We start from the raw sequence: 15637 nt of genomic DNA on the forward strand, positions 1-15637 counted from the left end.
AGGGGCAGCGAAGTATTACGACAGACTGTGTAGCACGTCTGATAGGGATATTCCAAGGCCTGGCCGGCAGCGTCGATTTCGCTTCGAGATACGAGTAGGGGGGGAAGTCTGAGGATGCGGAGTGCTGCTATCGAAAACGGTCATTTTGATGAACGGGCAGTTTGGGGCTGCCCGCTATTTTGATATCACTTCAATGGAGCGTCTGATCAGATTTTTACGGGTTCACCTAAAACATGCATCAGGCGGTTTGCCCAACCAAAGATGGCTGTGGCCAGCACGAGGTCGACAACCCCAAGCGTGTCAAAGCCGAGTTCTTTCAAGGCATCGGCATGCCGTGTATTCAGCATTGGGGGTGACTTGGCCAACTCAACCGCAAAGTCAAACAACGCCTGAGAGCGATCATCCAATTGTGCTTCGGTTTCGTCTGCAAAGATTTTTGCGACCAGCTCTGTACTTTTGGTCAGCTGATTGTATCGGGCGCCGTGTACTGCAGCGCAGTAGACGCATCGATTAACAATTGAAGAACCAATCGCCCCAAGTTCACGCTCAGCTGGGGGCAAGCCGGCGCGGCCATACATAATGGCGTTGAACAAAGGGGATCGCACCGCGAGCGATTCGGGGTCATGGGCGAGAGTGAGCACATACTCCGAGATTTTTTTGCTCGATGGAGTCACTTTCATCGCATCAAGCTGCTCTTGGCTCGCGCTTTCTAACTCAACAGGCTTGATGTACGGCGACCAATGAGGCACCGATACGGTGAAATTATGCACGACCTGGCTCATTTCATTTCTCCTGCAATTTTGAATCCTGCTACGACCCGGAGCTGGTAGTTCACGAAAGCGAGGACTTCAGTGAGCCTTACGATGTCCGGTTCTGAAATCCCAGCGGCCTTTAACGTATCGATATCTTGCTTTGTAGCTTCTCGCGGCTTTTGAGTGACCAGATCCGTGAATCGGATGATCGCCATAAAGCGTTCATCCCCGTAAGCGGACTGCTGAGGATTGGCGGCAACATAAAGGCCCTCTTCGCCACCTGCTGTCTCAAGACAAGCATGGTAGTGATCCGCCAGTTCTTCGGAGTTGCTTAACCGAGCGATTCGTTCAGCAAGGGCTGCACGTTCTGCATGTGACAGCCCACCAGGATCTTTCGGAATGATCACTGCATCATGGCTCGCTTGACTCAGCGCCATAATTTCTGCCCGCTCAGCAATGGCCAGCGCGAGGGGAGAGTTTTCGTTTGCGCCGACAAGACGCTCGATAATGTTCGGAGTAAGCATATGAGTTCCAATAGTTAGCGACGCGTTATTTCCTGAATGCAGCAATGCTCGATAGCGAACTGAAAAAACGTTCGCCGAACGCTAAAGAACGCTCGCGAGCGAAACGAACTTTGTGGTCATGAAAGCATCCAGTGCGCCAGGGCCTCCTTCGGTTCCGTATCCGGAATCTTTTACGCCGCCAAACGGGTGCTCGGGTAGTGCAACGCTGTGATGGTTGATTGAGATGGCGCCAGACTCGATTCCGTTAAACAGCTTATTTGCAGAGCTCAGTGATCGGGTATAGGCGTATGCAGAGAGACCATATGGCAGTCTGTTCGCCTCCTTGATGGCTTCATCGATGTCGTCGAAAGAGTTGATCAATGCGATGGGCCCGAAGGGCTCGTCAATCATGGCGCGGGCGGTTACCGGTACATTCGTCAGAACTGTTGGTTCGAAGAAGTAGCCCTTGTGGCCTATTCGATTTCCGCCGGTTTCCAGCTTCGCTCCATGCGATACCGCGTCCGCCACGAGTTCCTCTGTCGCCTTGAGCCGGCCAGCGTGCGCCATTGGGCCCATTGTTACGTTGGGATCAAGACCATCACCCACCATGACGGCGCGTGCGCCTTCCACGAAACGGCTAACGAACTCGTCGAATACTTTCGAGTGAACGAGGAAGCGAGTAGGGGAGACACAAACCTGGCCCGCATTGCGGTATTTAGCGGCGACAGAAATCTTAACGGCGGTGGCGATGTCCGCGTCATCCATTACGATCACAGGCGCGTGGCCACCCAGCTCCATCGTGGATCTTTTCATGTGGAGCCCCGCGAGGCTCGCAAGCTTTTTACCTACTGGCGTAGACCCGGTGAAGGTAACTTTCCGGATAGAGGGATGGGCAATTAAATGCTCAGAAATTTGGCCCGAGTCGCCAAATAGCAGGTTGACGGCTCCAGGAGAAACGCCAGCGTCAGCGAACGCCTTCACTAGCTCTACTGCACACGTAGGTGCCTCTGTTGCGCCCTTCAAAATTATCGAGCAGCCAGCGGCAAGCGCGCCGGCGACTTTTTTTACCGCTTGAATGAGTGGAAAATTCCATGGGGCGAATCCCACTACAGGCCCAATGGGCTCCATCACGGTGAATTGATGAACGCCTAATGCGCGAGACGGAATGACACGCCCATATGCGCGTCTGCCTTCTTCTGCGTGCCAATCGATGGTGTCTGCGGTTGCGGCAACTTCACCCATCGCTTCCCCCAAAGGCTTGCCATGCTCAGTGGTGAGGATAAGGGCAATGTTTTCCGCTCGCTCACGAATCAAACTCGCGGCTTTGTGCATAATCGTTGCGCGCTCGAGTGCAGATACCTGCTTCCAAGTGGCGAAACCTTTTTCCGCTGCGATCGCCGCATCTTCAATATCAGCCAAGCTAGCTTTCGCAATGAGTCCGATCTGCTCTTCAGTTGCCGGATTGATTACGGGGATCGATTCATCGGGATGCGTGTTACGCCACACACCGCCAATAAACAGTGGTATTTGTTCCATGATCACCTCTCAGTTGCTAATTGTTTTGACGTCCCATGACTTGGAAAAAGCTTGTTGTGCCGCTCATCAGTAGCTATCTACGACACATGGGCTTCAATAAAATATAGGGCATTCCATTACGAAAAATTTTCCGTTTTTTGCAGGAATTATTGATAAATTAGAAAATACTTCTATGAATTATGTTTTTGATAAAAAAAATAACCAATCATGGCGCGGTGTATGATTTTGACCCTACTCTATGGAAGGTTATGATAGGAGCACCAGGGGGGCTTCTAGTCGTAATCCATCACCCAAATAGTAGGGCGCGTTCCTTATAGAAACGTGAAAGCGTGCGTCTCGCAGCTGTCGTTCCGACAGAGCCAGACGCATGTTAAAGCGCAAGAGTGACTAACCCGCGACCGGCGTACGCATAGTGACGAATTCTTCAGCGGACGTCGGATGAACAGCAATTGTTTCGTCAAAATGACGCTTCGTCGCACCAGATTTCAGCGCTATCGCCAAACCTTGCACGATCTCGCCGGCCTCAGGGCCGACCATGTGGCATCCCAAGATTTTGTCTGTTTTGGCGTCTACCACTAGCTTCATCAACGTACGTTCTTGGCATTCGGTCAGCGAGAATTTCATCGGCCGGAAATTGCTTTCAAAGATCACCACTTCGTGTCCGGCCTCCCGCGCCTCTTCCTCGGTCAACCCGACAGTGCCGATGTTCGGCAAGCTGAACACGGCGGTCGGGATCAGCTTGTAGTCCACCGGGCGGTATTGCTCGGGCTTGAATAATCGACGTGCCACAGCCATGCCTTCGGCAAGTGCGACCGGAGTGAGCTGCACCCGACCAATCACATCGCCCAGGGCCAGGATCGACGGTTCAGCGGTTTGATACATTTCATCGACCTCGACAAAACCTTTCCTGTCGAGTGTGACGCCAGTGTTTTCTAATCCCAGGTTGTCGAGCATAGGACGTCGGCCAGTAGCGTAGAAAACGCAGTCAGCCTCAAGTTGACGACCATCCTTGAGGGTAGCCGTTAGGCTTCCGTCAGCTTGTTTATCGATTCGTTCGATATCGGAGTTGAATTGCAGATTCATGCCACGTTTAGTCAGCTCCTCCTGAAGGTGTTTACGTACCGAACCATCGAAGCCTCGTAGGAAGAGATCACCTCGGTACAGCAGCGTGGTTTCGCTGCCCAAACCGTGGAAGATGCCCGCAAACTCCACAGCAATGTAACCACCACCGACCACGAGAACGCGTTTGGGTAGCTTGTTGAGGAAAAACGCCTGGTTGGAACTGATCGCGTGCTCGTGCCCGGGGATCTCCGGGATCTGCGGCCAGCCACCGGTAGCAATCAGGATATTTTTGGCGGTGTAGCGCTCGCCATTGATCTCGACCGTGTGCGGGTCGACGATCTTGGCGTGGCCCTCATGCAAGGTGACACCGCTGTTGACCAGTAGATCGCGATAGATGCCGTTCAGTCGATTGATCTCGCGATCCTTATTGGCAATCAGCGTCGCCCAGTCAAACTTCGCCTCGCCCGGCGTCCAGCCAAAACCTTGCGACTGTCCGAAGTCTTCGGCGAAGTGCGCGCCGTAGACCAGCAACTTTTTCGGCACGCAGCCAACGTTCACACATGTACCGCCCAGATAGCGGCTTTCGGCCACAGCCACTTTCGCGCCAAAACCGGCGGAGAAACGCGCAGCCCGCACGCCTCCAGAACCGGCACCTATCACGTAAAGGTCAAAATCGTAGGGCATTTTCAATCTCCTCGGCAGGCACTCAGCATAAGAGCGGTTGGTTAATAGCGTGCCGGACTGTCGTAGGAAGTCTGCAACTCATCGAGCACAGGCTCTATAGTTTTGCTTAGTAATTTCTAGAGGTTGATCAGAATCTACCATCCGATTGGTAGGGGTGCAAGGGCGCGCTGACTATGACGCCCACATCTTGTGGGCACGTTAGGCAACTTCTGTCGCGGATGGGCGATACAGTTCCGATGGGGGCACTGTTATAAACATGAAATGAATGACACGCCACGACCACTGGCTAAATTCCCTATCTCGGAATTATTCTATGGTCTATTGCATACTTTACCAACGCAGCAGGTTTGTCGATATTGAGTTTGCGTCGAATGCTCAAGCGATGGGTTTCTACAGTCCTGACGCTGATGTTCAGCTCTCGTGCCATTTCCTTGTTGTTCAGTCCTTGAGTCATTTTATATAAAATCTGGCTTTCCCGGGGCGTTAGCTCGTTGATAATACCATCATCAAGAAGCAGCTTTTGTGCGATTTCAGCACTGTAGAAGGTACCTCCGTTTTTAATTGCTTCAATCGCAGCGACAATCTCTCTTGAGGGTGCGTTTTTCAATACATAGCCACTCGCACCGGAGCGTAGGGATTCACTTACATACTCTTTACTATCATACATGCTGAGCACGAGCACCTTCAGGGTGGGGAACCTGTCACGTATTTTTCGCGTCAGCTCAAGACCGTTTATGTCGGGAAGGTTGATGTCGACCAATAGAAGGTCAGGATTGCAGTGCTCAACCATCACCATAGCATCCGCACCATTTTCAGCCTCACCAACCACGGTCACAGTCGGAATGACGGATAGTAGAGCTCTGATCCCATCGCGCACTAAGGTGTGATCATCGACCAAGGCCAGCCGGATTTGTGTTGGTAAGTTCATTAAGTGTGCCAACTGTTATCGATGTCGGAAAGTCAGATTTTCTTACAGGGAATACCATATGAAAATGACCCCCAAAGTGCTATGGCATTTTCGCCGGGAAGCAATGCCTAGGGTTACAGATACCTAGAGCTCCAGGCAGTAATGCATGACGCAACATAATCTGCATCCTGACTATTAGTAAGCAAGTGGTCAGCCGAGTCGAGTGAAATGAAGCTCTTGGGGTGTTTAGCTGTTAGGTAAATTTTCTGGGCTTGCTCTATTGATACAACGCTGTCTGCTGGGGAATGAAAAATAAGCAATGCGCGTCGTAGGTTAGCGATATTTGTATCCTGCTGTTGGGTTTCAATATCGTCGAGAAACTGCCTTTTTATAGTGAACTCTCTTCCTGCCAGCATTACTTTATATTCACCAATGTCTCTGATCGCTTCTACGTGACCTTTGAACTGCTTCAGAACATGGGTCGCGTCAGCGGGGGCACCTATTGTCACCACGCCTTTTGCCTCTGGGATGTACTTCGCCGCTGCTATGACTGCGGCTCCGCCCAAACTATGGCCAATCAAGATGGATGGAGCCTGGTATGTATCACGCAAAAACTCCGCCGCCGCTACCAAGTCGGCAACGTTGGAGGAAAAATTGCTGTTGGAGAAGTCTCCTTCACTGCTGCCTAGACCTGTGAAATCAAATCGCAGTACAGCGATATGATTGTCGACTAGCGCCTTAGCAATTCTCGCGGCAGCTTTAATATCCTTCCCACAGGTGAAGCAATGGGCGAACAATGCATAGGCTTTGGGCGCCTCCGGCGTCTCAAGCAGACCTGACAGGCTTATACCCTGGGCGTTTCGGAACGTTATCTTTTGTTTGCTCATCATGAATTTTCCTTGAACGGCTCTGATACCTGGCCTGGTGCGAGCCGGTAGGCCCGCAGCTTTATCTCTACCAGATGTTTGTGCTCAAACTGCTCAAGGGCTGCTTTAAAGCGCCGTTTAGCAATCCAGCACCAAGGGCAGACGAAATCTGACCTCAGATGGTGTTCACTAGAAAGTGAAAACCATTGGGTTTATTGAGGGGTTGATGATGAGTGTCCTGCACTCGGCATCAAGCAAAAATACGCAAAAGAATACTAGCAATGATCACCGTCGAAGCGCCGCCGAGGCGGGTGGAGATCTGAGCGAATGGCATCAGCGACATACGATGGGAGGCTGAGAGGATCGCAACATCCCCGGTACCGCCAAGGCCGCTGTGGCAGCAGGTCACGATGGCTGATTCGATGGGGTACATTTTCATCAGGTTGCCAATGAAAAAACCTGCGATGGCCATTGAGGCAACGACGGATACGCAGACTAGGACATAACTGATAGAAAAGACTTTTACGACGCTATCGAGAGGGACATACAACATGCCCAAGCCGATCATTACCGGCCAAATGAAGGCGGAAGAAATCAGCTTGTAGAAAGCGTTTGTGCCTTTCTCCAGTTTTTCCGGCAGAACGCGAACGTACTTAAAAAGTACAGCGGCCAAGATCATCAGGACAGGGCCAGGAACCCCCAAGATTTTTTCAAGCAGGCCGCCAAGGACGAAGAATGCACAGATGACCAGAATGCCTGCACCTATCACTCTGAAATCGATAGTCGAGCCGTTATCTTCCCTGGCTTGGAATTTATCATTCTCGTCTTTGGCACGGATCAATGAACCCTCGCCATTGAGATGCGGGCGTTTTAGCGCCAGCCGGGCCAAGTAGCCGGCACAGATAATCGCCGCGATGTTGCCGACTACAGCGGCAGGCACCAATTTAGCAACGTAGATATCCGGCGTACCGCCGAGAATAGCTGAGTAAGCAAGCGATAAAGGCAGGATTCCCTCACCAATGCCCCCGCCAATAATGGGAACAATGATAAAGAAGAAGGTGTGGTAGAAACTATAGCCGACGAGTTTTCCCACAATGAGTCCGCTTGCCACGGCAGCCAGGGTTCCGACGAGAAGAGGTATGAACATCCTCATCATGCCCTGAATCAAAATAAATCGGCTCATCCCGAGAATACTTCCGACTACCAGGCTGGCAATCACGAAGTACAAAAAGTTGGCTTCTTTCATCAGCATTTTTGTAGCGTCAATCGTGGCCGGCCCGAAGAAGCCGTAGAACACCAAAATCGATGGCAGCATCAAGCACAGAATGGCTCCTCCTCCGATTTCCTTCAGAATCGGAAGACGCGAACCCAGTTGACCGAAGAACATGCCCATCGTCATGATGACGGCGAGGCCACCGATCATGTTATTAGGCAAAAAACCCAAGTGTGCCGAGAGATATACAATTACGGCGATGCCGAGAAAAATCGGGAGTGGTATTACCCCTATTTCGTAACCGCACAGGCTACGCAGTTGACGCAACCCGCCAGCACGGGGAGCATCGATTTTCAGGGACTGCTCATTAGACTTGTTCATGTCGCTATTCCTCATACAGCATCACTGACTTGGCGCCAGCCTCAACCTATTCCGCAGTGTAAATACCCGGGGTATACAAATAGCCACGGGCCTCCAGTCCTTCTGTGATCAGACTGGTAGATGCTTGCTGCGCGAAGTAGAGAGCGATAAGTTTATTTGAATTTTTTTCCCGTGTTCGAGTGCGAGTCATGTGGGCTAAAACGACACGGTTTTCTAATAGCGTTCCGCACAAACCGTAGGGCATGAAAAGCTCATTCATGAAAAGTCTCGCAGTTGGCTGGGCGGATGGCAGCAGTTAGTTCTGATATTTCCGCAATGCCCTGTATTAAGGTTTGTCGAATGCATCCAAAACGTGAGTGCTGTAAACCAATGCAGCACCGGCGTTCATGTTGATTGCTACACCCAATGCTTCAGCAACCTCTTCAGTAGTTACACCAAGCTTTTTGGCCTCAGCAGCGTGGAAAGCGATGCAGCCATCACAGCGGGTGGTCACCGCTACGGCGAGCGAAATCAGTTCACGAGTTTTAGCATCGAGGTGGTTTGTTTTTGCACCGGCGCTCCCTAGAGAAGCCATACCTTTCATGGTCTCTGGGGACAGGCCATTCAGCTGTACTAGGCGGGCGCTGATGTCTTTTCGAGTTTGCTTCCAATCTTGCATGGGGACTCACCTGGGCGGGGCGCCCTGTAGGTTTACGGGAGGAGATGTGAATCCGATAGAATCTACCATCTAGTTGGTAGGCTTGCAAGGGGGCGCGACAGCCGACTTGATCGTATGTGTAGTGAGGGCGTTGCGAAGGGGGAGGGAATGGGCGTGACAATTCAGTAGCGGTAGGAGAATTTGGTGGGATCTTGTTGCTCGGATATTGGCTTTGCCCAATGTCCTCGAGGTTCGCCTCTCTTAAATCCGCCTGGTCAAGCTTATGAGCATCTCACCAAAGATGCATTGGAGATGTTAGTAATCAAGACCGCTTAACAAGTCAGGGCGTCGAGAGACGCCCTTGTTCATCGCTCTTGACAGCTAAGCCGATGCTTAGGCTCTTCTCTTTAGGCCCAGATCAAAGCCATGCTTTGATCTGGGCGCAGACCGCCTGAGTCGAAATTCCGTAACGATCATGCAGCGTAGGTAAGGCGCCAGCATCCAGGAAAGCATCGGGCAACGCGATTTGCCTGAAGGTTGGTGTTACGCCGTTACGTAGCAAGACCGTTGCAACGGCTTCACCCAATCCACCGATAATCGAGTGGTTTTCTGCGGTAACGACCAAGCGACCGGACTTCCTCGCTTCAGCGAGAATGGTTTGCTCATCCAGTGGTTTGATCGTCGGTACGTGCAGTACAGCGACATCAACTCCGTCCGCTTGTAGCTCTTTGGCCGCTTCCAGTGCGCGCATCGTCATCAAGCCGGTGGAGATGATCAACACATCGTTACCGGTGCGCAGGGTTTTGGCCTTGCCGATCTCGAATTTGTAGCCGTACTCATCCAGCACCAGCGGCACATTCCCGCGCAACAGCCGCATGTAGACCGGCCCTTGATGCGCCGCGATAGCGGGCACCGCCTGTTCGATTTCCAGTGCATCACACGGATCGACAATCATCAGGTTGGGCATGGCACGGAAGATCGCCAGGTCATCCGTGGCCTGGTGGCTTGGGCCGTAGCCAGTGGTCAGGCCGGGCAGGCCGCAGACGATTTTGACGTTGAGGTTTTCCTCGGCAATCGCCATGCAAATGAAGTCATAGGCACGGCGCGAGGCGAACACGGCGTAGGTTGTGGCGAACGGCACGAAACCTTCACGTGCCATCCCTGCTGCAGCACTCATGAGCAACTGTTCGGCCATGCCCATCTGATAGAAACGATCCGGGTGGGCCTTGGCGAAAATGTGCAGATCGGTGTACTTGGACAAGTCGGCGGACATGCCCACGATGTCTGAGCGCTGATCCGCCAGCGCGGCTAATGCATGGCCAAAAGGTGCTGAGCGGGTGGCTTGGCCTTCAGAGGCAATCGACGCGATCATTGCCGAGGTGGTCAGGCGCTTTTTGGCTGGCTCGCCAGTCGAAGTCGGACTGTGGATGGCGTTGCTCATTGCTTTTTTCCTTCTTCAAGATTGCTCAGTGCCAGATCCCATTCGTGCTCTTCCACGCGGATGAAGTGCGTCTTCTCCCGGGTTTCCAGGAAGGGCACACCTTTACCCATTTTGGTATCGCAGATGATGACTCGCGGTTGCGTGCCAGGATGGTTACGTGCGGCATCGAACGCGGCGACCAGTGTTTCCAGATCATTGCCATCGACCCGTTGGGTGAACCAGCCAAAGGCCTGCCAGCGATCGACGATCGGTTCAAAGGAGAGGATTTCACTGGAGTAGCCATCGGCTTGCTGGTTGTTGACGTCGACTATGGCGATCAGGTTGTCGAGCTTCCAATGCGAGGCCGACATCACGGCTTCCCATGTCGAGCCTTCATTCAACTCACCGTCCGATAGCAAGTTGTAGACGAAGGAGGGCGAACCTTTGCGCTTGAGGCCAAGGCAGGCACCGACCGCGATGCCCAGGCCCTGACCCAGCGAACCGCCGGTGATTTCCATGCCCGGGGTGTATGTCGCCATGCCCGACATCGGTAGCCGGCTGTCATCCGATCCGTATGTTTCGAGCTCATCGAGCGGGATGATTTCGGCTTCGATCAAGGCCGCATACAGCGCAATCGCGTAGTGACCGATCGACAGGTAGAAGCGATCACGCGCTTCCCATTCCGGGTCTTCGGGTCGATAGCTCAGCGCATGGAAGTAGGACACGGCCAGTAGATCCGCAGCACCGAGAGCCTGGCCGACATAGCCTTGTCCCTGGACTTGGCCCATGCGCAGCGCGTGGCGGCGAATGTTGTGGGCTCGCTCCACCAAGGTTTTGGATGAAGCGAATGAAGGATGGGTAGTCATGCTTAAAACTCCGTTATCAACGATTGACCAGTGCGGCGGGAATGCGCAGTACCAACAGGGCTCCGCCCACCAGTACGCCGGTGATGAGGTACATGCCGATGGCGCTGGAACCGGTCAGCGTGGTGACCCAACCAATCAGGTAAGGCGAGCAGAAGCCGGCGAGGTTGGCGAAGCTGTTCACCGCCGCGATGCCTGCGGCGGCAGACACGCCACCGAGTAACGTGGTGGGTAACATCCAGAACATCGACGTCGCGGACAGAATTCCGGAAGCAGCTAGGCAAAGACTCAGAATCGAGAGCGTCACATTTCCGCCCATCATTGCCGCCAGGGTTAGTCCGATAGCACCCGCGATCATCGGTATGATTAGGTGCCATCGGCGTTCACGATGTTTGTCGCCACTGCGTCCGGCATACAGCATGGCCACAATTGCACAGAGGTAAGGCAGGCTGGTCAGTACGCCGATTTTCATCGGGTCGGACACTCCTGCGTTACGCACTAGGGTCGGCAGCCAGAAGGTGATTGCGTACTGGCCCATCACGACACAGAAGTAGATGGCGGCCAGTAACCAGAGACGACGGTCGCGGATGAATTCGCCCACAGAGGCATGCGTGACTTTTTTCTGGTCATCCTCGGCCAGTTCACGGTTGATCAGTGCTTTTTCGTCGTCGTTGAGCCAGCTCGCTTGATGCACGCCATCTTTGAGATAGCTCAATACCAGCAGTCCAACCACGACTGTAGGTATGGCCTCCAGCACGAACATCCATTGCCATCCCGCCCAGCCATGCATACCTGCAAAGTGAGTCATGATCCAGCCGGAGAGCGGGCCACCCACCATGCCTGACAGCGGAATGGCGATAAACCACAACACGGTCATCCGGGCACGACGGTACGACGGAAACCAATAGGTCAGATAGAGCAACAAGCCCGGCGCCAGGCCGGCTTCGGCGATGCCCAGCAGGAAGCGCAGGGCATAGAATTGCCAGGCGGTTTCAACGAAGGCGAACAACGCAGAAACGATGCCCCAGGTGATCATGATGCGCGCGATCCAGACCCGCGCACCGACCTTGTGCAGGATGATGTTGCTGGGGACTTCGCAGAGGAAGTAGCCAATGAAGAACATGCCCGCACCCAGTCCGTAGACCGTTTCGCTGAGCGCCAGATCGTTCATCATTTGCAGTTTGGCAAAGCCGACGTTGACGCGATCGAGGTAGGCGCATAGGTAGCACAGCATCAGAAAAGGCATCAGGCGCCATGCGGTTTTCCGGTAGGCGTTAGAGCGCACGGTCGAAACCGCTTCGAGCGACAGGGTTGTCATGATGGTCTGATCTCTTGTTTTTATTGACCGCCAGGCCAAAGGCCCGGCTGCATCGTCGATCCAGATCCGCACGGGCCGCGAGGCCCGCCAGGTGTAATCAGTGAATCAGCATGCCGCCGTTCACATCCAGCGTGATGCCAGTCAAATATGAGGAGAGATCGCTGGCCAGAAACAATGCGGCATTCGCCACATCCTGGGCTTCACCCAGACGCCCTAGTGGGATGCCATCGATGATCGCGTGGCGGCGTTCGTCCTGCATCAGGCCACCGGTAATGTCGGTGTGAATCAGACCTGGGGCGATGGAGTTGACGCGTACCTTGTCCGGCCCCAGTTCCCGTGCCATTGCTTTCGCCAGCCCCAGCACACCTGCTTTTGCGGCACTGTAATGAGGGCCACCGAAAATGCCGCCACCTCGTTGAGCAGAAACGGAGGACATGCACACAATGCTGCCGGATGACTGTTGGCGCATGATCGGAATCACCGCCTGTGACATGAGCAGGGTGCCGCGCAGGCTGACGTCCAGAACCTTGTCGTAATCGGAAGGGCGGATATCCAGGGTCTTGAGGGGCTGGGTGATGCCGGCGTTGTTGACGAGGATGTCGATGCGACCGAAATGCTCGATGATTTTCGCGACGGCTTGCTGAACTTGCGATTCGTCAGCGACGTTGGCCGCAATCCCCAAATGACCTTCGCCCAGGGAAGCAGCGGCATCCCGTGCGGCGGATTCATCCAGATCGAGGATCACGACACGCGCGCCTTGTTGCGCGAAGGTAGTCGCCGTTGCGCGGCCAATTCCACGTGCGGAGGCGGCACCGGTGATGATCGCGACTTTGCCTTGAAGAAGCATGGGAGGGTACCTCTGATTGTTGTTATTGGGTCGACCCGCAATGAATCGATGGCCCAGCTTGTTCTCCAGGGTGACCTTGAGCAATAACGCGAATCTCACTCGGTGCTGAAAAAAATTCAGCACTCGCCAACCCAGTGAGCGGATGCTTGAATAGCTGGATGCCCGGCTTATGTCACTTGCAGCGGAATAACAATAATCATGCGTTCACCCGGCGATGCACCTCCGATACTGCCACCCCTGAAAGCCATTCAGGCCTTTGAACAGACGGCGCGCTTCGGCAATGTCGCTCGCGCAGCTGAATTACTCGACCTGACACCCTCGGCGGTTAGTCACCAGTTGGCCAAACTAGAGGCAATGATCGGCAGACAGTTGTTTTTCAGAACGGCCAGAGGCGTCACATTGACGCCGGTCGGTGAGCAATATCTCACCGAGGTTTCCGGCATCCTGCATAGCCTCGCCGTAGCCACAGAGCGCGCTACCAGTGATGTCAGCCTGGATTGCCTGCGGTTGCACTCGTCGCCCAGTTTCGGTTTGCTGTGGCTAATGCCGCGCTTGGAGCAGTTTCGCCAGAGCCATCCCGATATCCAGCTCAACCTCTCGTGCTCCTATGAATCACTGCACTTCAGTCGAGACAAGATTGATGTGGATATCCGCCATGGCATGCCCAATTGGCCTAGCTATGAAGTGCGCACGATACGCAATGAAAAGATGGCGGTGATGGCTTCCCCGAAACTATTGGCCAAGCGCCCCATCCGGGTAGTTGCGGATTTGCTGGACTGTAATCTGATTCTGTCGGAGGCCACGTTAATAAAGTGGCCGCAGTTGTTCGCACAACATGGCCTGTCGCGTCCCGAACAACCTTACACGCTAAGCTTCGACCGCTCGTATATGACGCTGGAAGCTGCCAGTCACGGCCTTGGCTTTGCGTTAGAAAGCACGCTGCTGGCCCGGGACTATCTTGCGAGAGGCGCATTGGTTGAGGTGGCGCCGGAGCTGAGCGCTTCTATCACTGCACACCATCTAGTTTTCCCTAGGGCTCATTCAAATTTCCCTCGGGTCAGGCGCTTTTTGGAGTGGATGCAGAAAGAGCTGGGGCATGACTTTGCCTATTGATGCCTGTACCCAACATGAAGACATGCGACAACTGGTCATATTTTGCGCTGTCACACTGCTTGACGACCATTCTTTGGGAGAAAAAACTAAAGAGAAATAATGCTAAGGCCGACCATCATGCTTTCCATTCTGGAGCTCCGCCACACCATTGAATGTGGCTTCCTGCCGCTGTCTTGTAGCTGCACCGTGAACCCCGATGGATCTCTGATGATCAAGGTATTCGAGCCATCCTCTGGTCAAGTGGAATTGCTGGTCACTGGTATCTCGACGGCGAATCTCACATCGAGCCGAGCCATTGCCAATCTAATTAGCGAGCTTCGCTCAGAGATGGCCACGACGAGGGTTTCTTTTGCTCAGCAGGCTCGGAGCACAATCAGCAAGCGCACGTTTTCAGTGACCCAAGGTCAGCAAGATCTTTCGGCGTAGGGGGGTGAATTATTCCGGTGTCATCAACACAGCGAGCGTCATGTTGATGAACTCTTCATTGGTTCTGATCGCGTCCAGGGCACCGCGCACATTGCCTCCAACCTCACCCGATCCACGCTGCTCGACCCAGAGTGTCAGTTCCATAATGGCAGCCTCAAGGGCTTGCTGGTTTTCGTTGATCTTGAATAGTAGGGAAGGGAGCAGGTCTGAGTTTTGCATTGCGATTCCTCCATGGAAAAAGGAAAGCGTAGCAGTAGGTGAATTTAGTAGGATCTTGTCGCTGATATTGATGGTCGCACAGAGTCAGAGCGCGTTCAGTAGACGCTCAAGCTGCTCACGCTCCCAACCACTCAAAAGCTCGACTGGATCTGTGCCATAGCGTTGCCAGTCTTCAAGAGACCCGATGCGACCGTCAGGAGACCTGCAATCCTCGCAGTAATCCAAGGTGCCGCCGTCATTGAAAAGCGTGAGATACCAGCCATCGATCTCAACTGGCATGAGGTCGTGATAGATCTCATTCCATGATTGGCTGCAGGCTCTTTGCATGGTGCGGCTGCCGAGCGCGACGTCCTTCAGTACCTGGTAGACCTCACGAGCGGTGAGAGCAGGTTTTGTGTTCAAATTTTCCCTCATCTTGATTACCGATACTCGTCTTGAGGTGTCCAAAATCATTAGGCCAGTTCAATGAACTTCGCCGAAGCGCACTTCAGACGCAAGGAGCTACGGGATGAAATCACAACCCAATATCGAGTTGCATACGCCATTCAAGCACGTCCTCTGGCAGTACTTCCGGCGGCAAAGTTTGGACGATGCCTCGCAGCAGATGACCGGAGTGACAGTGAAGTATCGCGACTTTACTCGGGTCATCCCCAGAAAACGCTAGCTCTGCTCCTGCCCGGCGCTGGCCCTTGCGCAGGGCTTCTAATGCCTCTTGGTCGAGCCATTCGAGGCGTAGAAATCCATACACGTTCACCGCGCGAGTCCTTACATGACTCTTTAGCAGTTCAGCCACCAACTGCTCCAAGCCTTGCGCGCCGAGCGTGGCCACAGCCAATTGCCAAAGCTGCCCTTCGAGAGGGGGCGTGATCTTCATACACACGCCAGGATAA

The 15637-nt window shown here is 53.7% G+C and carries 18 protein-coding genes and 1 pseudogene; 2 read left to right on the top strand and 17 right to left on the bottom strand.

Annotated elements, in window-relative coordinates:
- Positions 1-206 precede the first annotated feature (206 nt).
- The 14 genes and pseudogenes from AF70_RS00945 to AF70_RS01010 form a co-directional block, all read right to left on the bottom strand.
- On the bottom strand, positions 207-782 hold the full coding sequence (locus AF70_RS00945) for a peroxidase-related enzyme (protein ID WP_008015715.1): 576 nt from the start codon (positions 780-782) through the stop codon (positions 207-209).
- Positions 779-1276: a CMD domain-containing protein gene (locus AF70_RS00950; protein WP_019579151.1), complete on the bottom strand. Its 498-nt coding sequence runs from the start codon at positions 1274-1276 to the stop codon at positions 779-781. The genes AF70_RS00945 and AF70_RS00950 overlap by 4 nt, the downstream gene beginning before the upstream one ends.
- Before the next feature lie 81 nt (positions 1277-1357).
- Complete coding sequence (locus AF70_RS00955) at positions 1358-2791, bottom strand: NAD-dependent succinate-semialdehyde dehydrogenase (RefSeq protein WP_019579150.1); 1434 nt, start codon at positions 2789-2791, stop codon at positions 1358-1360.
- Between the two features lie 387 nt (positions 2792-3178).
- The gene (gene gorA, locus AF70_RS00960; protein ID WP_028941114.1) at positions 3179-4537 is read right to left on the bottom strand and encodes a glutathione-disulfide reductase; all 1359 of its coding nucleotides are present in this window, start codon (positions 4535-4537) and stop codon (positions 3179-3181) included.
- 295 nt (positions 4538-4832) lie between these two features.
- Positions 4833-5465 carry a response regulator transcription factor gene (locus AF70_RS00965; protein WP_028941115.1) on the bottom strand — a complete coding sequence of 211 codons (633 nt, stop codon included), beginning with the start codon at positions 5463-5465 and terminating at the stop codon, positions 4833-4835.
- Between the two features lie 113 nt (positions 5466-5578).
- Positions 5579-6331 carry a S9 family peptidase gene (locus AF70_RS00970; RefSeq protein WP_028941116.1) on the bottom strand — a complete coding sequence of 251 codons (753 nt, stop codon included), beginning with the start codon at positions 6329-6331 and terminating at the stop codon, positions 5579-5581.
- Positions 6331-6489: a DsbA family protein gene (locus AF70_RS00975; RefSeq protein ID WP_081013878.1), complete on the bottom strand. Its 159-nt coding sequence runs from the start codon at positions 6487-6489 to the stop codon at positions 6331-6333. The genes AF70_RS00970 and AF70_RS00975 overlap by 1 nt, the downstream gene beginning before the upstream one ends.
- Before the next feature lie 71 nt (positions 6490-6560).
- The gene (locus AF70_RS00980; RefSeq protein ID WP_028941117.1) at positions 6561-7904 is read right to left on the bottom strand and encodes a 2-hydroxycarboxylate transporter family protein; all 1344 of its coding nucleotides are present in this window, start codon (positions 7902-7904) and stop codon (positions 6561-6563) included.
- A gap of 58 nt (positions 7905-7962) precedes the next feature.
- Positions 7963-8163, bottom strand: a pseudogene (locus AF70_RS00985) (alkene reductase); the annotation flags it as partial.
- 66 nt (positions 8164-8229) lie between these two features.
- Complete coding sequence (locus AF70_RS00990; RefSeq protein WP_008015705.1) at positions 8230-8562, bottom strand: carboxymuconolactone decarboxylase family protein; 333 nt, start codon at positions 8560-8562, stop codon at positions 8230-8232.
- Between the two features lie 397 nt (positions 8563-8959).
- Complete coding sequence (locus AF70_RS00995) at positions 8960-9982, bottom strand: transketolase family protein (RefSeq protein ID WP_028941118.1); 1023 nt, start codon at positions 9980-9982, stop codon at positions 8960-8962.
- A complete protein-coding gene (locus AF70_RS01000) occupies positions 9979-10827 on the bottom strand; it encodes a transketolase (protein WP_028941119.1) in 849 nt (282 codons plus the stop codon). The genes AF70_RS00995 and AF70_RS01000 overlap by 4 nt, the downstream gene beginning before the upstream one ends.
- Positions 10828-10843: 16 nt before the next feature.
- Positions 10844-12142, bottom strand: a complete 1299-nt coding sequence (locus AF70_RS01005) for an MFS transporter (protein ID WP_032831189.1) — start codon at positions 12140-12142, stop codon at positions 10844-10846.
- A gap of 97 nt (positions 12143-12239) precedes the next feature.
- Positions 12240-12989: an SDR family NAD(P)-dependent oxidoreductase gene (locus tag AF70_RS01010; RefSeq protein WP_028941121.1), complete on the bottom strand. Its 750-nt coding sequence runs from the start codon at positions 12987-12989 to the stop codon at positions 12240-12242.
- A gap of 198 nt (positions 12990-13187) precedes the next feature.
- Between AF70_RS01010 and AF70_RS01015 the strand changes: the two genes are divergently transcribed.
- Both AF70_RS01015 and AF70_RS01020 read left to right on the top strand, forming a co-directional pair.
- The gene (locus AF70_RS01015) at positions 13188-14102 is read left to right on the top strand and encodes a LysR substrate-binding domain-containing protein (RefSeq protein ID WP_019579140.1); all 915 of its coding nucleotides are present in this window, start codon (positions 13188-13190) and stop codon (positions 14100-14102) included.
- 117 nt (positions 14103-14219) lie between these two features.
- On the top strand, positions 14220-14528 hold the full coding sequence (locus tag AF70_RS01020; protein WP_050438342.1) for a DUF1652 domain-containing protein: 309 nt from the start codon (positions 14220-14222) through the stop codon (positions 14526-14528).
- 9 nt (positions 14529-14537) lie between these two features.
- On the opposite strand, the gene AF70_RS01025 is transcribed toward AF70_RS01020, so the two are convergent.
- The 3 genes from AF70_RS01025 to AF70_RS01035 form a co-directional block, all read right to left on the bottom strand.
- Complete coding sequence (locus AF70_RS01025; RefSeq protein WP_028941122.1) at positions 14538-14747, bottom strand: hypothetical protein; 210 nt, start codon at positions 14745-14747, stop codon at positions 14538-14540.
- Positions 14748-14831: 84 nt separating this feature from the next.
- Entirely contained in the window at positions 14832-15149 is a 318-nt protein-coding gene (locus AF70_RS01030) for a hypothetical protein (protein WP_028941123.1), read from the bottom strand.
- Positions 15150-15261: 112 nt separating this feature from the next.
- Entirely contained in the window at positions 15262-15621 is a 360-nt protein-coding gene (locus AF70_RS01035; protein ID WP_028941124.1) for a hypothetical protein, read from the bottom strand.
- Positions 15622-15637: the final 16 nt, after the last annotated feature.

Origin of the sequence: Pseudomonas sp. KD5 (assembly GCF_012932895.1) — a bacterium.
Taxonomy (GTDB): Bacteria; Pseudomonadota; Gammaproteobacteria; order Pseudomonadales; family Pseudomonadaceae; genus Aquipseudomonas.

Bases quoted from the DNA above. Each gene is read 5' to 3' on its own strand.
- gorA (WP_028941114.1), bottom strand. From the start codon at position 4,537: ATGCCCTACGATTTTGACCTTTACGTGATAGGTGCCGGTTCTGGAGGC.
- AF70_RS01010 (WP_028941121.1), bottom strand. From the start codon at position 12,989: ATGCTTCTTCAAGGCAAAGTCGCGATCATCACCGGTGCCGCCTCCGCA.
- AF70_RS00945 (WP_008015715.1), bottom strand. From the start codon at position 782: ATGAGCCAGGTCGTGCATAATTTCACCGTATCGGTGCCTCATTGGTCG.
- AF70_RS00950 (WP_019579151.1), bottom strand. From the start codon at position 1,276: ATGCTTACTCCGAACATTATCGAGCGTCTTGTCGGCGCAAACGAAAAC.
- AF70_RS00980 (WP_028941117.1), bottom strand. From the start codon at position 7,904: ATGAACAAGTCTAATGAGCAGTCCCTGAAAATCGATGCTCCCCGTGCT.
- AF70_RS00995 (WP_028941118.1), bottom strand. From the start codon at position 9,982: ATGAGCAACGCCATCCACAGTCCGACTTCGACTGGCGAGCCAGCCAAA.
- AF70_RS01035 (WP_028941124.1), bottom strand. From the start codon at position 15,621: ATGAAGATCACGCCCCCTCTCGAAGGGCAGCTTTGGCAATTGGCTGTG.
- AF70_RS01015 (WP_019579140.1), top strand. From the start codon at position 13,188: ATGCGTTCACCCGGCGATGCACCTCCGATACTGCCACCCCTGAAAGCC.
- AF70_RS00970 (WP_028941116.1), bottom strand. From the start codon at position 6,331: ATGAGCAAACAAAAGATAACGTTCCGAAACGCCCAGGGTATAAGCCTG.
- AF70_RS00955 (WP_019579150.1), bottom strand. From the start codon at position 2,791: ATGGAACAAATACCACTGTTTATTGGCGGTGTGTGGCGTAACACGCAT.
- AF70_RS01000 (WP_028941119.1), bottom strand. From the start codon at position 10,827: ATGACTACCCATCCTTCATTCGCTTCATCCAAAACCTTGGTGGAGCGA.
- AF70_RS01020 (WP_050438342.1), top strand. From the start codon at position 14,220: ATGCTTTCCATTCTGGAGCTCCGCCACACCATTGAATGTGGCTTCCTG.
- AF70_RS01005 (WP_032831189.1), bottom strand. From the start codon at position 12,142: ATGACAACCCTGTCGCTCGAAGCGGTTTCGACCGTGCGCTCTAACGCC.
- AF70_RS01025 (WP_028941122.1), bottom strand. From the start codon at position 14,747: ATGCAAAACTCAGACCTGCTCCCTTCCCTACTATTCAAGATCAACGAA.
- AF70_RS00990 (WP_008015705.1), bottom strand. From the start codon at position 8,562: ATGCAAGATTGGAAGCAAACTCGAAAAGACATCAGCGCCCGCCTAGTA.
- AF70_RS00965 (WP_028941115.1), bottom strand. From the start codon at position 5,465: ATGAACTTACCAACACAAATCCGGCTGGCCTTGGTCGATGATCACACC.